This is a genomic window from Streptomyces phaeoluteigriseus (assembly GCF_001896135.2).
Lineage (GTDB): Bacteria > Actinomycetota > Actinomycetes > Streptomycetales > Streptomycetaceae > Streptomyces > Streptomyces phaeoluteigriseus.
Map to the genome: position 1 here is coordinate 305,268 of NZ_MPOH02000015.1, position 18,192 is coordinate 323,459.

The 18,192-nt window shown below is 71.8% G+C and carries 14 protein-coding genes, 1 pseudogene and 1 riboswitch; of the genes and pseudogenes, 5 read left to right on the plus strand and 10 right to left on the minus strand.

The annotated features are described in order from the left end of the window. Positions 1 to 432 precede the first annotated feature (432 nt). A complete protein-coding gene (locus BM536_RS19235) occupies positions 433 to 1,005 on the plus strand; it encodes a uridine kinase family protein (RefSeq protein ID WP_094103256.1) in 573 nt (190 codons plus the stop codon). Between the two features lie 495 nt (positions 1,006 to 1,500). Then, complete coding sequence (locus BM536_RS19240; protein ID WP_073498088.1) at positions 1,501 to 3,360, plus strand: AAA family ATPase; 1,860 nt, start codon at positions 1,501 to 1,503, stop codon at positions 3,358 to 3,360. A gap of 253 nt (positions 3,361 to 3,613) precedes the next feature. Here the strand turns inward: BM536_RS19240 and BM536_RS19245 are convergent, their stop codons facing one another. The 9 genes from BM536_RS19245 to BM536_RS19285 form a co-directional block, all read right to left on the minus strand. Beyond that, complete coding sequence (locus BM536_RS19245) at positions 3,614 to 4,660, minus strand: hemolysin family protein (RefSeq protein ID WP_073498090.1); 1,047 nt, start codon at positions 4,658 to 4,660, stop codon at positions 3,614 to 3,616. Then, positions 4,657 to 5,982, minus strand: a complete 1,326-nt coding sequence (locus BM536_RS19250; RefSeq protein WP_073498091.1) for a hemolysin family protein — start codon at positions 5,980 to 5,982, stop codon at positions 4,657 to 4,659. Before BM536_RS19250 ends, BM536_RS19245 begins: the two co-directional genes overlap by 4 nt. 244 nt (positions 5,983 to 6,226) lie before the next feature. Next, positions 6,227 to 6,682, minus strand: coding sequence for a PH domain-containing protein (locus BM536_RS19255; RefSeq protein WP_073498092.1), 456 nt, complete (start codon positions 6,680 to 6,682; stop codon positions 6,227 to 6,229). A gap of 13 nt (positions 6,683 to 6,695) precedes the next feature. Then, complete coding sequence (gene hisG / locus BM536_RS19260; RefSeq protein WP_073498094.1) at positions 6,696 to 7,544, minus strand: ATP phosphoribosyltransferase; 849 nt, start codon at positions 7,542 to 7,544, stop codon at positions 6,696 to 6,698. Positions 7,545 to 7,591: 47 nt separating this feature from the next. Next, positions 7,592 to 7,864, minus strand: coding sequence for a phosphoribosyl-ATP diphosphatase (locus BM536_RS19265; protein WP_020128904.1), 273 nt, complete (start codon positions 7,862 to 7,864; stop codon positions 7,592 to 7,594). 33 nt (positions 7,865 to 7,897) lie between these two features. After that, positions 7,898 to 8,383, minus strand: coding sequence for a 6,7-dimethyl-8-ribityllumazine synthase (ribH, locus tag BM536_RS19270; protein WP_073498095.1), 486 nt, complete (start codon positions 8,381 to 8,383; stop codon positions 7,898 to 7,900). Between the two features lie 20 nt (positions 8,384 to 8,403). After that, complete coding sequence (locus tag BM536_RS19275) at positions 8,404 to 9,693, minus strand: bifunctional 3,4-dihydroxy-2-butanone-4-phosphate synthase/GTP cyclohydrolase II (RefSeq protein ID WP_073498097.1); 1,290 nt, start codon at positions 9,691 to 9,693, stop codon at positions 8,404 to 8,406. Further along, a complete protein-coding gene (locus tag BM536_RS19280; protein ID WP_073498099.1) occupies positions 9,690 to 10,331 on the minus strand; it encodes a nicotinamide mononucleotide transporter family protein in 642 nt (213 codons plus the stop codon). The genes BM536_RS19275 and BM536_RS19280 overlap by 4 nt, the downstream gene beginning before the upstream one ends. After that, positions 10,328 to 10,933, minus strand: coding sequence for a riboflavin synthase (locus BM536_RS19285; protein ID WP_073498101.1), 606 nt, complete (start codon positions 10,931 to 10,933; stop codon positions 10,328 to 10,330). The genes BM536_RS19280 and BM536_RS19285 overlap by 4 nt, the downstream gene beginning before the upstream one ends. 148 nt (positions 10,934 to 11,081) lie before the next feature. Then, positions 11,082 to 11,212, minus strand: a riboswitch (FMN riboswitch). 215 nt (positions 11,213 to 11,427) lie between these two features. Here BM536_RS19285 and BM536_RS19290 point away from each other — a divergent pair. Continuing rightward, a complete protein-coding gene (locus BM536_RS19290) occupies positions 11,428 to 13,806 on the plus strand; it encodes a chitinase C-terminal domain-containing protein (protein ID WP_073498103.1) in 2,379 nt (792 codons plus the stop codon). An 83-nt stretch (positions 13,807 to 13,889) separates the two neighbouring features. Here BM536_RS19290 and BM536_RS19295 read toward each other — a convergent pair. Further along, positions 13,890 to 15,136, minus strand: a pseudogene (locus tag BM536_RS19295) (ROK family transcriptional regulator). A 151-nt stretch (positions 15,137 to 15,287) separates the two neighbouring features. On the opposite strand from BM536_RS19295, the gene BM536_RS19300 reads away from it, so the two are divergent. Together BM536_RS19300 and BM536_RS19305 are read left to right on the plus strand one after the other, a co-directional pair. Further along, positions 15,288 to 16,499 carry an MFS transporter gene (locus BM536_RS19300; RefSeq protein WP_073493518.1) on the plus strand — a complete coding sequence of 404 codons (1,212 nt, stop codon included), beginning with the start codon at positions 15,288 to 15,290 and terminating at the stop codon, positions 16,497 to 16,499. Between the two features lie 231 nt (positions 16,500 to 16,730). Next, a complete protein-coding gene (locus BM536_RS19305) occupies positions 16,731 to 18,110 on the plus strand; it encodes a uracil-xanthine permease family protein (RefSeq protein WP_094103257.1) in 1,380 nt (459 codons plus the stop codon). Positions 18,111 to 18,192: the final 82 nt, after the last annotated feature.

Sequence of the window (18,192 nt, forward strand, 5' to 3'; positions counted from 1 at the left end):
GCCAGCGGGCGCCGCGGCCGGGCCCGCGGGCCGCGGACCGGCGGCCTCGGCCGTCGCGGGGCCGCGGCCACCCGCCACGGCTGCGACGACCGCGGCGGCCAGGAGTGACCTGCGCGACGGCTGATCGGTTCGGTCGGAGAGCCGGTCGGCTCTGCTGGACGGCTGTTCGGCTCTGCTCATGAGCGGAAGACCCCCAAGGTGTCCGAGTCGGAGCGGGTCCGGCGTGCGGTGTGGGCCAACTATGGCGGGAGGTGGGCGGACCTGCCAGCACCTCCGCCCGTGCCACGCCCGGAAATATTGGTCTGGTCCACTGGCGTGACCTGCGGGAGGGTGAACTCGCGCCACTAGACTTGCCAGCCCCACCGCCGCGACCACCGCCCGCACCCCCACCACCGCGATCACCGAGACCGCCGAGATCCGTCAGGAACCGCCATCCGCCAGCTCGCCTCCCGGCTCCGCCGCCTGCCGCCGTCCTGCGGCCCGGTCCGCCTGATCGGCGTCGACGGGCACGCCGGATCGGGAAAGTCCACGTTCGCGGAGCGGCTGGCCGAGGAACTGGGCGGGGCACCGATGGTGCACCTGGACGACCTCGCGACCCACGACGAGTTGTTCGCGTGGACCGGGCGGCTGCTGACCCAGGTGCTCGAGCCGCTCGCCCGGGGCGGGACGGCGCACTACGCCCCCTACGACTGGCGCACCCGTCGCTTCGGCCCGTCCCGGCCGCTCCCCCCGGCTCCCGTGATGGTGATCGAGGGCGTCGGCGCCGGCCGCCGCGCCCTGCGGCCGTTCCTGGCGCAGCTGCTGTGGATGGAGTTGCCCCACGAGGAGGCCTGGGCCCGCGGGCGGTTCCGGGACGGGGAGGAACAGCGGGAGTTCTGGGACGGATGGGTCGAGGCGGAGGCACGACATTTCGCCGAAGACCCGTCGCGGCCGTACGCGCACGGGTTGGTACGGCAGTTGCCCAAGGGGTACGAGGTGTTCCCGGGGCCCGAGGGAACGCGCTGAGCGCACCACCGCGTCACACAGCGTGAGCGACCACCCTCGGTGTGGTGAAACTGTGAAGGGCCTTGCGTTTGAACTTCGCCAAGTGCTCCAACTCGGCTTGACCGGGGGCCCGTACAGGACTTACGTTCTCAATGCGCGGCCTCAGGGGCCGCCCGCAGTCGCGAAGCCCCCGGTTGTTCCCCCGTGATCGGGGGCTTCGTTCTGCCCTCACGCCCCCGTTCGCGCCGGTTTACGGACGCGCCGTGGTGCCGACAGTTCACCCAGGGTCACCACCCGGCGGTGCGCCCCCTCTGCTCCCACCTCGTCAAACGGGCTGTGCCGCACCCTTCGGCGGGGTGCTCCCCCGCAGGTACGATGCCCTCGGTGCGACCTACGGACGACTGCTGCGCGCACCTGGCAACTCCGGTCCGCGGCACAGCCGTTGGACCATGGCAGCCGAAGGGCTCCGCCCGGCGGCATACCGACGCCGACGGGGCACGGTTTGTGGGGGACGTGATGGACTTCGGCACCCAGGGCCCCGAGGCCCCGGCCGACCTCGCCTGGCTACGAGGCGTGGACGCCTACACCGTGGGCGCGTATCCGCAGGCGGAGGAGGAGTTCCGCACCGCGGTGCGGATCGATCCCGGCATGGCCGACGGCTGGCTCGGGCTGCACGCGCTGCGCGTCGACACGACGACGGCGCTGCTCAGGATGTTCCGGCACCGCGACCGCTTCGGCGAACAGCGCACCCGGCACCGCCGAACGCTCAACTCCTGGTACTGGCTGGGCTGGTGGGTGCAACCCGTGCTGGAGAGCCCCCGCGACCTGCTGCTCGCGCACGCATCGCACTGGCTGGACGGCCGGCACGTGCCCGAGCTGGACCGGGCGCTCGCGGGTCTGCCGCCCGTCGACACCGACCACCAGGTCCGCTTCCTGCACGCCTGCCGCGCCTACCTGGTCAAGGACTGGGAGCAGCTCGTCCGGCACACCGACCCGCTCCTCGACGACCCCCTCCTCGGCATCGAGGCCGGTCTGTTCGGCGGCATGGCCCGGGTCCGGCTGGAGATGTACGGGCAGGCCGAGCCGCTGCTCTCGACCGCGCTGATGCGCTGCCGCAGCGAACAGCCGCAGCGCAAGGAGCTGCGGTACTGGCTGGCCCGCGCGCACGAGGGCACCGGCCGTTCCGCCGCCGCGCTCCCCCTGTACCGGGCCGTGCACCGCGTCGACCCCGCCTTCATGGACACCTCGGCCCGGCTCGCCGCGATCTCCGAGGGCGACGGCTACGACGACACCGCCGACCTCGCGGCCATCACGCTGAGCGGTGTCGGGCAGGACGTCGGGGACGGGCCGGACGTCCTGGACCCGCTGTTCGGCACCGAGGGCCGGGACCTCAAGCTGACCGAGCCGGCCGACCTGCCGCCCGTCGGTCCCGTCCCTACGGTGCCCGACCCGGCCGTACGCGAGAAGACCGTGGTGTCCACGGTCCTGCCGGCCGGCCCCACCGACCCGGTGTTACTGGAGGAGGCGCTCGCCGAGCTGGAGCGCATGGTGGGCCTGGAGCCGGTGAAACGGCAGGTCAAGGCGCTGTCGGCACAGCTGAACATGGCTCGGCTGCGGGCCGGGCAGGGCCTCCCGGTCCAGCCGCCGAAACGGCACTTCGTGTTCTCCGGCCCGTCCGGCACCGGCAAGACCACGGTGGCGCGCATCCTCGGCCGCGTCTTCTACGCCCTCGGCCTGCTCGGCGGCGACCACCTGGTGGAGGCCCAGCGGGCCGACCTCGTCGGCGAGTACCTGGGCCAGACGGCCGTGAAGGCCAACGAACTGATCGACTCCGCGTTGGGCGGCGTCCTCTTCGTCGACGAGGCCTACTCCCTGTCCAACTCCGGCTACGGCAAGGGCGACGCGTACGGCGACGAGGCCCTCCAGGTGCTGCTGAAGCGGGCCGAGGACAACCGCGACCACCTGGTGGTGATCCTGGCCGGCTATCCGGAGGGCATGGACCGCCTCCTCGCGGCGAACCCGGGACTCTCCTCCCGCTTCACGACCCGCGTCGACTTCCCGTCGTACCGTCCGCTCGAACTCACGTCGATCGGTGAGGTGCTCGCGGCGGACAACGGTGACGCGTGGGACGAGGAGGCGCTGGACGAGCTGCGGTCGATCGCCGGGCACGTGGTGGACCAGGGGTGGATCGACGAGCTGGGCAACGGACGCTTCCTGCGGACCCTGTACGAGAAGAGCTGCGCCTACCGGGACCTGCGGCTGTCGACGTATCCAGGGACGCTGACCCGGGACGACTTGTCGACACTACGACTGCCGGACCTGATGCAGGCGTACGGCGAGGTGCTGTCGGGACGGGGGCCGCAGGACCCGGCCTAGGGCATGTCGTTCGGATCGGGCCGCAGGAAGTCGACGGCGCTGTTCAGTGCCGGTGAGCGGGGTCCGGTGCGTGCGGCCGCAAGGCGGAGGAGGGCGTCGACGTGGAGCGTCGGCAACCGACGGCAACGCGGCAGATGCGCGTGCCGGACCCCGCGTCTGCGACGTGATCCGAACGACAGGCCATGGGCGTGCTCGGCGGACGGGCCGGGGCGAGCGGACGTACACGTCTCACCCGCCCCGGCGACCCGATCGCCTAGGTCGCCATCACCACCTCGGGATAGTCCCGGTGCGCGGGGTCCGTCACCTCGCCGACCAGCAGCTCCAGGACGTCCTCGAGCGCGACCAGGCCGAGCACCCTGCCCGAGGCGTCGGCGACCTGCGCCAGGTGGGTCGCCGCCCGCCGCATCACCGTCAGCGCGTCGTCCAGCGGCAGTTCGGAGCGGAGCGTCGTCATCGGACGCCACACCTGCTGCGGCACCGCCCGCTCGGACTCCTCCAGGTCGAGGACGTCCTTCACATGCAGGTAGCCCATGAAGGCGCCGTTCTCCGCGGCGACGGGGAAGCGGGAGTAACCGGTGCGGGCGGTGAGGCCGACGATCTGCCCCGGCGTGACCGACGGCGGGACCGTCACCAGCGACTCGCGCTTCAGCAGGACGTCCGTGACCGGGCGGGAGCCCAGCTCCAGCGCGTCCTCCAGCCGCTCCTGCTCCTCGGGATCGAGGAGGCCGGCCTGACCGGAGTCCTCCACCAGCCGGTTGAGCTGCTCACTGGTGAAGACGGCCTCGACCTCGTCCCTGGGCTCGACGTCGAAGAGGCGCAGGATGCCCTGGGCGCAGGCGCCGAGGGCGACGGTGATCGGCCGGCAGAGTCGGGCGAAGGCGACCAGGCCGGGGCTTAGCCACAGCGCGGCCTTCTCCGGGGCCGCCAGGGCCAGGTTCTTCGGGACCATCTCGCCGATGACGAGGTGGAAGAAGACGACGGCCGCCAGGGCGATGACGTAACCCAGCGGGTGGATCATGCCGTGCGGCAGGTGGATCCACTCGAAGACCGGCTCCAGCAACTGTGCCACCGTCGGTTCGGCGACCGCGCCCAGGGTCAGGGAGCACACGGTGATGCCGAACTGGGCGGCGGCCATCATCTGGGGAAGGTGTTCCAGGCCGTGGAGGACCTGGCGGGACCGCGTGGTGCCGAGCGGTTCGATCTGGCTGCGGCGGACGGACACCAGGGCGAACTCGGCGCCGACGAAGAATCCGTTCGCGAGCACGAGCAGGCCGGCGAAGGCGAGTTGGAGCACGCTCATCGGGCGTCCTCCACGACCGCTCCGGTACGGACGATCCTGACCCGCTCGGCCCGGTAGTGGCCCACGCGGCGGACCGACAGCCGCCAGCCGGGCAGCTCGGCCCGGTCACCGACGGCCGGGATGCGGCCGAGAGAATCGGCGACGAGCCCGGCGACCGTCTCGTAGGGCCCCTCGGGCACGTCGAGGCCTGTACGCCGGAGGGTGTCGACCCGGCAGCTGCCGTCGACGTCCCAGGCGGGCCTGCCGTCCTCGGGCGGGGCGGTGGCCAGTTCGGGGATGTCCAGGCCGTCGTGCTCGTCGCGGACCTCGCCGACGATCTCCTCGACGATGTCCTCCAGCGTCACCACACCGGCGGTGCCGCCGTACTCGTCGACGACGACGGCGATGGGCTGCTCGCTGCGCAGCCGGGCCAGCAGGGGCCGCACGGGCAGGGTCTCGGGGACCAGCAGGGCCGGACGGGCGATCCGGCCGAGCGGGGTGCGCAACCGGTCGTGGACGGGGACGGCCAGGGCGTCCTTGAGGTGGACCATGCCGACGATCTCGTCGATCTTCTCGCGGTAGACGGGGAAACGGGACAGGCCGGTGGCCCGGGTCAGGTTGACCACGTCCTCGGCGGTGGCCGACGCCTGGAGGGCGCTGACCTTCACGCGTGGCGTCATCACGTGCTGCGCGGTCAGCTCGGCCAGCGACAGGGTCCGCACGAAGAGGTCGGCCGTGTCCTGCTCGAGTGTGCCGGCCCGGGCGGAGTGCCGGGCCAGGGAGACGAGCTCACCAGGGGTGCGGGCGGAGGCCAGCTCCTCGGTGGGCTCGACGCCCAGCGCGCGCACGAGCCGGTTGGCGACGGCGTTGAGCCCGGCGATGACCGGCCGGAACAGGCGGGCGAACGCGTGCTGCGGGCCGGCGACGAACCGCGCGACCTGGAGGGGCTTGGAGACCGCCCAGTTCTTCGGCACGAGTTCACCGACCACCATCTGCACGGCGGAGGCCAGCAGCATGCCGATGACGACGGCCACACCGGAGACGGCGCCCCCGGGTACGCGGACCGCGGTGAGGGGACCGCCGAGCAGCTCGGCGAGCGCCGGTTGGGCGAGCATGCCGACGACGAGGGAGGTGATGGTGATGCCGAGCTGTGTGCCGGAGAGCTGGAAGGACAGCTCCTTCAGCGACTCGACGACCGTACGGGCTCGTCGGTCGCCCTCGGCGGCGGCCTTCTCGGCTTCCTGTCGCTCGACGGTGACGAGGCCGAACTCGGCGGCCACGAAGAAACCGTTGGCGAGGATGAGCAGGAACGCGGCTGCCAGGAGCAGCAGGGGGATGGTCATGGTGCCGCCGCCTCCACGTCGGAGGGGGCGGCGCAGGTACTACAGGACGAACCGTCCATCGCCGGAGAGGGTCACTCCTCGGGTAGCAGGACCCCCCGCGCGCCCGGCAGGGCACGACGGGGGTGGAGGCGCGAAGGGGAACGTCTCCGGCACCAGATTAATCAAGACAGCGGGTCCGGCGGCAGGGTGGACGCCCCCGAGTCACCCCTGACAATGCGCGGAGTCAGCCCTGACGTGCTCCGGGTCAGCCCTGATCCTGCTCTGACCGGTGAACGGACCGGGCCTCCACGAGGCTGCGCAGGGCGCGCGCATGGGCGATGGCCTGCTGCTTGTCGATGCCGGGCTGGATGCCGAGCGCGGGCAGGCTGGTGCCGTCGCTGAGGTCGAGGAAGACCCAGGGGTCGCCCGCCCGCAGGTTCACCCTGAGGATCTCGGCCCATTCCAGGCGCCGTCTGCTCGCGATGTTCACCACGGTGACGCCCGAGTCGTCGGCGACGACCCTGACCCGGGCCAGCTGGGCGGGCACCCAGAAGCAGAGGGCGCCGGTGAAGACGAAACTGAGCCGCTCCCCCGGGCCGAGCTGCTCCAGCAGCAGGGCGACGGCGGAGATGACGACGAAGAGCGCCACTCCGGCCGAGAGCAGCACCGCGCGGGTGCGGGTCGGCCGGAAGGTGACGGGGAGCGTGGGCTGGTCGGACATCTTCCCGGAGTTCTCAGAGTCGGCAGGCGTGGATGGCCGTGGTGAGGATGGCGCGGGCGCCGATGTCGTACAGGTCGTCCATGATCCGCTGGGCCTCCTTGGCGGGGACCATGGCACGGACGGCGACCCAGCCCTCGTTGTGCAGCGGGGAGACCGTCGGCGACTCCAGGCCGGGGGTCAGCGCGACCGCCTTCTCGAGCTGCTCGACGCGGCAGTCGTAGTCCATCATCACGTAGGTCCGGGCCACCAGGACGCCCTGGAGGCGGCGCAGGAACTGCCGCACCTTGGGGTCCTCGCCGTCGGCGCCGGTCCGGCGGATGACGACGGCCTCGGACTTCATGATCGGCTCGCCGATGACCTCGAGGCCCGCGTTGCGCAGGGAGGTGCCGGTCTCGACGACGTCGGCGATGACCTCGGCGACGCCCAGCTCGATGGCGGTCTCGACGGCGCCGTCCAGGTGGACGACGGAGGCGTCGATGCCGTGGTCGGCGAGGTGCCCCGCGACGATGCCCTCGTAGGAGGTGGCGATCGTCATGCCCTTGAGGTCCTTGACGCCGCCGGCCGTGCCCGGCTTGGTGGCGAAGCGGAAGGTGGAGCGGGCGAAGCCGAGCGGGAGGATCTCCTCGGCGTCGGCTGCGGAGTCGATGAGCAGGTCGCGGCCGGTGATGCCGATGTCGAGGCGGCCGGAGGAGACGTAGATCGCGATGTCGCGGGGGCGGAGGTAGAAGAACTCGACCTCGTTCTCCGGGTCGACGATCCGCAGTTCCTTGGATTCGCGGCGCTGCAGGTAGCCGGCCTCATGGAGCATCTCCCCCGCAGGTCCGGACAGGGAACCCTTGTTGGGGATGGCGATGCGCAGCATGAGGTCGGCTTCCTTCGCGTGGTGGTGATCGGGGGGATGTGCGGGGCTCAGAGGTGGGCGTAGACGTCGTCCAGCGAGATGCCGCGGGCGACCATCATCACCTGGACGTGGTACAGCAGCTGCGAGATCTCCTCGGCTGCCGCCTCCTTGCCCTCGTACTCGGCGGCCATCCAGACCTCGGCGGCCTCTTCGACGACCTTCTTGCCGATGGCATGGACCCCCTTCCCGACCAGTTCTGCGGTGCGGGAAGTGGCGGGGTCGCCGTTGGCGGCCTTCTGCTGGAGCTCGGTGAACAGCTCCTCGAACGTCTTCTTGGACATGGTGATCCCACCCTAGCCGTTGTGCCGGCCTGCCTACCGCCAGGGTTCGGATACTGAGCGGAGGGTGGCCGCGGTCGCGACCGCCGCGGTCACCGCCTCGTGTCCCTTGTCCTCGCGGGAGCCCTCGATGCCGGCCCGGTCCAGGGCCTGTTCCTCGGTGTCGCAGGTGAGGACGCCCATGCCGACGGGGACTCCGGTGTCGACGGAGACCTGGGTCAGGCCCTGGGTGACGCCCTGGCACACGTACTCGAAGTGCGGGGTGCCGCCGCGGATGACGACACCGAGGGCGACGATCGCGTCGTAGCCGCGGCCCGCGAGGACCTTGGCGACGACCGGCAGTTCCCAGCTGCCGGGGACCCGGAGCAGGGTCGGCTCGTCGATGCCCAGGTCGTGCAGGGCGCGCAGGGCGCCGTCGACCAGTCCGTCCATCACCTTCTCGTGCCACTGTGCCGCGATGACGGCGACCCGGAGGTCACCCACATTGCGTACGGACAGTTCCGGTGCACCCTTGCCGCTCACGTCTCTCCTTAGTGCTGTGCTTACTGGTTGCCGCAGGGGGACACGGGGGCCGTGTCCAGCCAGGGCAGGTCGTGTCCCATCCGGTCCCGCTTGGTGCGCAGGTAGCGGATGTTGTGCTCGCCCGCCTGGACGGGCATCGGTTCGCGGGCGGCGACCTCGACGCCGTGCCGGGTGAGCGCGTCGGACTTCTCGGGGTTGTTCGTCATCAGACGTACGCTGCGCACGCCCAGGTCGTCGAGGATCTGGGCGCCGGCCGCGTAGTCCCGGGCGTCGGCGGGCAGACCCAGCTCCAGGTTGGCGTCGAGGGTGTCCCGGCCGCGCTCCTGGAGTTCGTACGCCCGCAGCTTGGACAGCAGGCCGATGCCCCGGCCCTCGTGGCCGCGCAGGTAGACGACGACGCCCCGCCCCTCGGTCTGGATCCGCTCCAGGGCGGTGTCGAGCTGGGGGCCGCAGTCGCAGCGCGCGGAGCCGAAGACGTCCCCGGTGAGGCACTCGGAGTGGACGCGGACCAGGACGTCCTTGCCGTCGCCGATCTCGCCGTGCACGAGGGCGACATGCTCGACGCCGTCGACGGTGGAGCGGTAGCCGTACGCGGTGAAGGTGCCGTGGACGGTGGGCAGGCGGGTCTCGGCCTCGCGGCGGACGGTCGGCTCGGCGGTGCGGCGGTAGGCGATCAGGTCCTCGATGGAGATGATCGTCAGGCCGTGCTTGCGGGCGAACGGGATCAGCTCGGGCAGGCGCAGCATGCGGCCGTCCTCGCCGGCGATCTCGACGATCGCGCCGGCCGGGCGCAGGCCCGCGAGCCGGGCGAGGTCGACGGCGGCCTCGGTGTGTCCGTTGCGGACGAGGACGCCGCCGGGCCTGGCGCGCAGCGGGAAGACATGGCCGGGGCGGACGAGGTCGGTGGGCTCGGCGGTGCCGTCGGCCAGGAGCCGCAGGGTGGTGGCGCGGTCGGCGGCGGAGATGCCGGTGGTCACGCCGTGCTCGGCGGAGGCGTCGACGGAGACGGTGAACGCCGTCTTCATCGACTCGGTGTTGTCCGCGACCATCTGCGGGAGTTCGAGCCGGTCCAGTTCGTCGCCCTCCATGGGGGCGCAGATCAGACCGCGGCACTCGCTCATCATGAAGGCGACGATCTCGGGGGTGGCCTTCTCGGCGGCGATGACGAGGTCGCCCTCGTTCTCGCGGTCCTCGTCGTCGACGACCACGACGGGGCGGCCGGCGGCGATGTCGGCGATGGCCTGCTCGACCGGGTCGAGCGCGAAGTCCTCGACGCCGTCGGTGGTGTAGAGGATGGGTGCCGTGCTCATGCGGGCGCTCCTTCCAGAGCGGGCCGCGAACCCCTGCGGGAGCGCAGCCACCAGTCGCGCATGCCCCACAGGACGAGCGCGCCGTAGATGACGTAGACGAAGCCGGAGAAGGCGTAGCCGTTGGCGAAGTTCAGCGGGACGCCGACGAGGTCGACGAGCAGCCAGGCGAACCAGAACTCGACCATCCCCCTGGCCTGGGCGTACATGGCGACGACGGTGCCGACGAAGATGTAGGCGTCGGGCCAGGGGTCCCAGGACAGGCTCGGGTGGGCCTTGAAGAGGAGGGCCACGGCGACCGTGCCGGCGGCGGCGGCGCCGGCCATGGCCGCGCGCTCGCGCCAGGTGGCGAAGCGCGGGGTGATGTGGCCGTCGGCGGACCCGCTCCGGTCGCGGTTCCACTGCCACCAGCCGTAGAGGGCGACGGTCATGACGACCGCCTGCTTGCCGGCGCTGCCGGTCAGGTGGCCGAAGAAGGCGCCGAACAGGATGAGGCCGGAGAGGAACTGGACGGGCCAGCTCCAGATGGACCGGCGCCAGCCGAGCAAGAGGCCGGCCAGGCCGAAGATGTTGCCGATCATGTCCGACCAGAGGATGTGCTGGTCGAAGAGGACGAAGGCCTCGGAGTTCAGCGAGTTCACTTCGCCGCTCCCGGAGTGGCGGCCATCAGCCGCTCCACGTACTTGGCGACGATGTCGACCTCGAGGTTGACCGGGTCGCCGGGCTGCTTCAGACCGAGGGTGGTCAGGTCCAGGGTGGTGGGGATGAGGCTGACGGTGAAGTGGTCCTGGCCGGCTTCGACGACGGTGAGGCTGATGCCGTCGACGGTGATGGAGCCCTTCTCGACGACGTACCGGGCGAGGTCGGCGGGGAGCGCGACCTTGACGATCTCCCAGTGCTCGGAGGGCGTGCGCTCCAGCACCTGTCCGGTGCCGTCGACGTGTCCCTGCACGATGTGGCCGCCGAGGCGCGCGCCGACGGCCGTGGGCCGTTCGAGGTTGACGCGGGAGCCGACGGTGAGGGCGCCGAGGCTGGAACGCTTCAGGGTCTCCGCCATGACGTCGGCGGTGAACTCGTCGCCCTCGTGCTCGACGACGGTGAGACAGACCCCGTTCACGGCGATGGAGTCGCCGTGCTTGGCGCCGTCGGTGACGACGGGGCCGCGCAGCCGGAAACGGGAGGCGTCGCCGAGGTTCTCGACGGCGGTGACCTCACCCAGTTCTTCGACGATTCCGGTGAACACTTCCCGGGTCCTCCTGCCTCGTTAGGGCACGGACTCCGGGGCCTGTCGAAGACGACAGAATGAAACGAGCGAGGACAACGGGGGCGACGCCGGACAGACTCGTCCGCGGACGAGTACGTATACGGCGGCACGCACGAATGCCTGCCCGCCGCGCACTGCCTCCCATCCGGACTTTAACCGTCGGTCCAGGAATTTCACCTGGTCAACCGGCCGCTGGAAGCGACCGGGTCGCGGACTGTAACCGCCGGTTCGGACTTTCACCGACCCCGGAGTGCGCTGCTGTAGGTACAGGGCCAGTGTGCCACGCCCGGTACTCGTCCATGCGGGTGAAGTCTGTGGGGTGGCTCACAGGGGGTGTCCATGGACATCTCGGACGGACCCCGGGGGCCCCAACTCGCCGCGCGCACAGCCCTCTTCGAATTGGTCCATACCTATTGACGCACTGGTCTAGTCCTCTCTAGGGTCTGCGCAACTTCCGTGGAGAGGAACCGACTGTGCTGTCCCCCTCACGACACCGGGCGAGACCCGTGCTGCTCGCCGCCGCGGCGGCCGTCGCGGGTCTACTGCTCGCCGGGCTCCCGGCCACCGTCTCGAACGCCGCCGACCAGGGCTCCTGCCGCCCCGACGGGCTGTACGGGACGCCAGGCGTGGACGTCCCCTACTGCTCGGTCTACGACACTGCCGGCCGGGAGAAGATGGGCGCCGACCACCAGCGCCGGGTGATCGGCTACTTCACCGGCTGGCGCACCGGCAAGGACGGCACGCCCGCCTACCTGGTCCCGGACATCCCCTGGGACAAGGTCACCCACCTCAACTACGCCTTCGCGCACGTCGACGGGGCCAACAAGCTCTCCGTGGGCGCGGACGGCGCCGCCAACGCGGCGACCGGGATGACCTGGCCGGGCGTGGCCGGCGCCGAGATGGACCCGGCACTCCCCTACCAGGGCCATTTCAACCTGCTCAACAAGTTCAAGAAGCAGCACCCGGACGTCAAGACGCTCATCTCCGTGGGCGGCTGGGCGGAGACCGGCGGCTATTTCGCCGCCGACGGCTCCCGGGTGAACTCCGGCGGCTTCTACTCCATGGCCACGAACGCGGACGGCTCGGTCAACCGGGCCGGCATCGACACCTTCGCGGATTCCGCCGTCGACTTCATCAGGAAGTACGGCTTCAACGGCGTCGACATCGACTACGAGTACCCGACGACCATGAAGGACGCGGGCAACCCGCTCGACTGGTCCCTCTCCAACGCCCGCCGCTCCGGCCTGGTCAAGGGCTATGCGGCACTGATGAAGAGCCTGCGCGAGAAGCTCGACCGCGCGGGTTCGGCGGACGGCCGACACTATCTGCTGTCGGTGGCCGCGCCCTCGTCGGGATACCTGCTGCGCGGCATGGAGACCTTCCAGGTCCAGAAGTACCTGGACTACGTCAACATCATGTCGTACGACCTGCACGGCGCCTGGAACGAGTACGTCGGTCCGAACGCCTCCCTCTTCGACGACGGCAAGGACGCCGAACTCGCCGCGGCGGGGGTGTACTCGACGTCCCAGTACGGCGGGATCGGCTACCTCAACACCGACTGGGCCTACCACTACTTCCGCGGGTCGATGCCGGCCGGCCGGATCAACATCGGACTCCCCTACTACACGAGGGGATTCAAGAACGTGACCGGCGGGACCGACGGGCTGTGGGGCAGAGCGGCCACGACCACCTGTCCGGCCGGGTCGGGGCTCACCAGGTGCGGGGACGGTGCCGTCGGCATCGACAACCTCTGGCACGACCTGGACACCGCCGGCCGGGAGGCGCCCGCGGGCTCCAACCCGATGTGGCACGCGAAGAATCTGGAGAAGGGCGTCGTCGGCGACTACGTCACGCGGTACGGCTTCCCGGCGGACACCCGGCTGACCGGCACCTACGCCCGCAAGTACGACGCCACGCTGGTCGCGCCCTGGCTGTGGAACGCCGAGAAGAAGGTGTTCCTGTCCACCGAGGACGAGCAGTCCGTCGCCGCCAAGGCCGACTACGTCGTCGACCAGGGCATCGGCGGCACGATGGTGTGGGAGCTGGCCGGCGACTACGGCTGGAACGCGGCCAAGGGGCAGTACGAGCCGGGGTCGACGCTGACCTCCGCCATGTACGAGAAGTTCAGGTCCGCCTCGCCGTACGGCGCGAAGCGGTCGACGGTGGCACTGCCGACGGAGGCGCTGAAGATCGACGTGGAGTTCGGGCAGTTCCCGCTCGGCGACTCCAACTACCCGATCAGCCCCAAGCTGAAGATCACCAACAACACGTCCACGACCCTGCCCGGCGGCACGGAGTTCCGCTTCGACTACGGCACGTCGGCGCCCGGCAACGCCAAGGACCAGTCGGGCTGGGGCACTTCGGTGATCAGCAGCGATCACACGGGGAGCAACGTCGGCGGCCTCAAGGGCGACCACCACCGGGTCTCGCTGAAGCTGCCCGCCTGGCAGACGCTGGCGCCGGGGGCGTCGACGGAGGTGGACTTCGTGTACCACCTGCCGGTGTCGACGCCGTCGAACTGGACGGTGACCTTCGGCGGACGGACGTACGCGCTGGCCGGTGACCTGGCGCGGGGCACGACGGTGGTCGAGCCGGGCGCGAGCCCGGGGCCGTCGACGTCCGCGAGTCCGAGCCCGAGCACCGGTCCGAGTTCCAGCCCGAGCGCCTCCCCGTCCCCCTCCGGCGGGACCGGGCAGTGCACCGCGCCGGCCTGGACCGCGACGACGGAGTACGCCGGCGAGAGCAAGGTGTCCCACAAGGGGCACGGCTGGCGCGCCAAGTGGTGGACCAAGGGCGAGGAGCCCGGCACCACCGGTGAATGGGGGGTGTGGCAGGACCTCGGGTCCTGCTGAACCCGTAAGACCGGCCCGGCGGCGGTGACGACGGCCCTTGCCCGCCGCCGGGCCTCTCCATGGGCGCGACCGCCCACGGAAAGTCAGTGGCCCCCGAACAACTCCGCCTGGGCGGACTCCCGTGCCGTCAGCAGCGCCCCGCGCAGGACCGCGGCGCCGCCCAGGAGACTCGGGCGCACCTGGGTGGGGAGCGGCGCCATCCGCCGCAGCCGGTCCGCCACCCGGGTCGCGAGCGTCTCGCCGCCGGCCTGGCCGACCTCCCCGCCGAGGACCACGCATCCGGGGTCGAGGACGGCCACGACGGAGGCGACGCCGATGGCGAGCCGGTCGGCGAGGGCGTCGAGGAAGCGGCCGGAGGCGTCGTCCAGGCCACTGCCGGGAGCGCCGTCGGGGGTGCCGTCGGGGGTGTCGCCCGCGCGTCCGTCGCCCGTGCCACCGCCGCCCGTACCAGGCCCGCCGCGGCCGGCTCGCCGGGCACCGGCTCCCGGGCCGGTCCCAGCCCGTGCTCCCGTGCCAGCGCGGCGACCGCCGCCGAGCCCGCCAGGGAGTGGAAGCCGCCCTCGCAGTCCGTGGCCGACGGCAGACCGGTGGTCCCGGGCACCGGCAGGAAGCCGATCTCGCCGGTGCCGCCGGAGGCTCCCCGGCGCAGGGCGCCGTCCAGGACGACGGCCGCGCCCGTGCCGTGGCCCAGCCAGAGCAGCACGAAGGTGTCCCGGTCGACGGCGGCACCCTCGCGCTGTTCGGCCAGGGCGGCGAGGTTGGTCTCGTTCTCCACCGTCACGCGGGCCTCGGGGAGCCGTTCCTGGAGGGCTGCCACCAGGCGGCGGTGCCAGGCCGGCAGGCCGGAGGAGTCGCGCAGTTCGCCGGTGGCGGGGTCGATCAGGCCGGGCGCGCCGATGCCGAGGGTGTGCAGCCGGCCGGCTCCGGACTCCTTCAGCGCCCGCTCGACGAGGGTCACCGCCTGCTCCACCGCGGGTCCAGTGCCGATGTCGCCGCCGATCGGCACGGACGCCTCGGCGAGCACCCGCCCGACCAGGTCGGAGACCAGCACGGCGACGCCCTCGGTGCGCACGTCCAGCGCGGCCAGATGGGCGCGGCCCGTGACGATGCCGTACAGCCGGGCGTTCGGGCCGCGTCGCTGCTCCCCCGCCTCGCCGACGACCTCGATCAGGCCGGCGGCGGTGAGGCGTTCGACGAGGTCGGCGACGGTGGGCCGGGACAGACCGGTGAGCTGTTTCAACCGCCCCGCCGTCAACGGGCCTTCGTCCTGGAGGAGCCGCAGGGCGAGCCGGTCGTTGATGGCCCGGGCGGTGCTCGGGGATGCGGGCATGCGCGGAATCCTCCCATGGGCGCCGGAGCGTCGCGCCGGACCGGCCTCTATTTATCAGGCAGGGTCCCTGATAGTTTACGCAGGCGCCGCGGGAACGCGGTCACGCACGGCACCGCGCCGGGCGGCACACTGGCGAGGAGGGGCCCCAGGAATGAGCGCAGTGACCTACGCACCGTCGGAGCTACGGCGGGCCCGGTACGCCGTGGCCGCCGTGTTCGCCGTGCACGGCGCGGTCACCGGTTCCTTCGCCACGCGGGTGCCGTGGATCCAGGACCACGCCTCCGTGGGCGCCGGCCGGCTCGGCTTCGCCCTCGCCTTCACGGCGTTCGGCGCCGCCTGCGCGATGCCGCTGGCGAGCCGGATCACCCACCGCTTCGGCAGCCGCTCGGCCCTGCGCGGACTGCTCGTGCTGTGGACGCTGGCCCTCGTCTTGCCCTCGCTGGCGCCGAACATGCTCACCCTGTGCCTGGCGATGTTCGTCTACGGCGCCACCGCCGGCATGGCCGATGTGGCGATGAACGCCCTCGGCGTCGAGGTCGAGCAGCGGCTCGACAAGTCGATCATGTCGGGCCTGCACGGCATGTGGAGCGCGGGCGCGCTGGTCGGCTCGGCGGGCGGAACGCTCGCCGCGCATCTGGGCACGGACGCGCGCCTGCACCATGTGCTGGCGGCCGCCGCCCTCACCGTGCTCGGCCTGCTGGCCTGCAGGTGGGTGCTCGACCTGCGGCCCACCGAGGACGAGGAGGCCCCGCCGCGCTTCACTCTGCCGCCGCGCTCGGCGCTGCTGATCGGCGCGGTCGGTTTCTGCGCGGTGTTCGCGGAGGGCGCCAGCCTGGACTGGTCGGCGGTCTACCTGGAGGACCACCTCGGCACCTCGGCCGGTCTCGCGGCGGCCTGTACGACCGGCTTCATGCTCACCATGGCGGTGGCCCGGATCGTGGGGGACGCGGTGGTGAACCGGTTCGGCACGGTCCGCACGGTCCGTACGGGCGGTGTGCTGGCCACCGCCGGCGGGCTGCTGATCGTGGTGGCGGATCACCCGGTGGCGGCGATGGGCGGATTCGGGATGATGGGCCTCGGCATCGCCGTGGTGGTCCCGCTGTGCTTCGCGGCGGCCGGACACAGCGGCCCCAATCCCAGCCAGGCCATCGCGGGTGTCGCGACGATCACCTACACCTCCGGGCTGATCGCGCCGAGCCTGATCGGCGGGGTCGCGCAGGCGACCAGCCTGATGGTGTCGTTCGGCGTGGTGACGGTCCTGGCGTTCGGGCTCGTCCTGTTCGCCGGCGTGCTGCGCGGCGGCGAGCGTACGTCCGTGAAGGTCGGCCCCCCGGACGCCGCGGTGCCCGGCCCGCGCTCCTGAGGGCTCGCAGCCCTCTTGGCCACCAGGGCCTCATAGCCGATACGCGGTTGCCGCACGGCGGTGCGGGCGGCACCGGCGGCGGCTCGGTCCCCACGCGGCGCACGCCGCGCCCGGGACACCCGCCCCGCCCTAAGCGGTCGCTCACCCTCCGGTTTCGCGGGAGAATGGGCCGGCGTCCGCCCGCACACGGGCCGGACATCCGCCCCGCACGAACGAAAGCGAAACCCCACCATGGATCTCGGCGTCCGCTGGAAACTGCACGGCGACGGACGCACGCCGGAGCCCGGAGCGGTGGTCCGCCCCGACGAGCGGCTCTCCTGGCCCCGCACGGCCGGCCTGGGCGCGCAGCACGTGGTGGCCATGTTCGGGGCGTCCTTCGTGGCACCCGTCCTCATGGGCCTGGACCCCAACCTGGCCATCATGATGTCGGGCGTCGCGACCATGATCTTCCTGCTCGCGACCCGCGGCCGGGTGCCCAGCTATCTCGGCTGCTCCCTCTCCTTCGTGGGCGTCGCCGCGGTCATCCGCGCACAGGGCGGCACCAGCGCCACCGTCACCGGCGCGGTCCTCGTCGTGGGTGTCGCGCTGTTCCTGGTGGGCCTGGCCGTGCAGCGGTTCGGCGCCCGGATCATCCACGCCGCGATGCCGCCGGTCGTGACGGGCGCGGTCGTGATGCTGATCGGCTTCAACCTCGCCCCGGTCACCGCCTCCACCTACTGGCCGCAGGACCAGTGGACGGCCCTCCTGGTCATGCTGTTCACCGGCCTGGCGGTGGTCTGCCTGCGGGGATTCTGGTCCCGCATCGCGATCTTCCTCGGCCTGGTCCTCGGCTACGCCATCTCCTGGGTGTTCGACCGGATCTTCGGCCGGATCCACTCGGCGGACGCGAGCGGCGAGGTCACCGACCACTGGCGGCTGGACCTCTCCGCCGTGGGCCGGGCCGACTGGATCGGCCTGCCGTCCTTCCACGGCCCGAGCTTCGAGTGGTCGGCGATCCTGGTCGCGCTCCCCGTCGTCATCGCGCTGGTCGCGGAGAACGCCGGGCACGTCAAGGCGGTCGGCGAGATGACGGGCGACCCGCTGGACGACAAGCTGGGCACGGCGATCTCGGCCGACGGCATCGGCTCGGTGCTGTCCACGGCGGTCGGGGGCCCGCCCAACACCACGTACTCCGAGAACATCGGCGTGATGGCCGCGACCCGCGTCTACTCCACGGCCGCCTACTGGGCCGCGGCCGGCTTCGCGCTCCTGTTCGGACTGTGCCCCAAGTTCGGCGCGGTGGTGGCCGCCATCCCGGGCGGCGTCCTCGGCGGCATCACGGTCATCCTGTACGGCATGATCGGCCTGCTCGGCGCCCAGATCTGGCTCAACGCCGGGGTCGACCTGCGCAACCCGCTGAACCTGGTCCCGGCCGCCGCGGGCATCATCATCGGCGTCGGGAACGTCACCATGGAGTTCACGGACACCTTCTCCCTCAGCGGTATCGCGCTGGGCACGCTGGTCGTCATCACCGGGTACCACGCCCTGCGCGCCTTCGCCCCGGCCCACCTCAAGACGCAGTCGCCGCTCCTGGACGAGGGCACCAGCTCCTACGACGAGGCCGGCTCGTAGGCGTACGGCGAGCCGCGGTCGGCGGCGCCCGCTCCCGCGCGAGGGATCCGTTCCCCCGTTCCGGGGAAGCACAGGTCCCGCG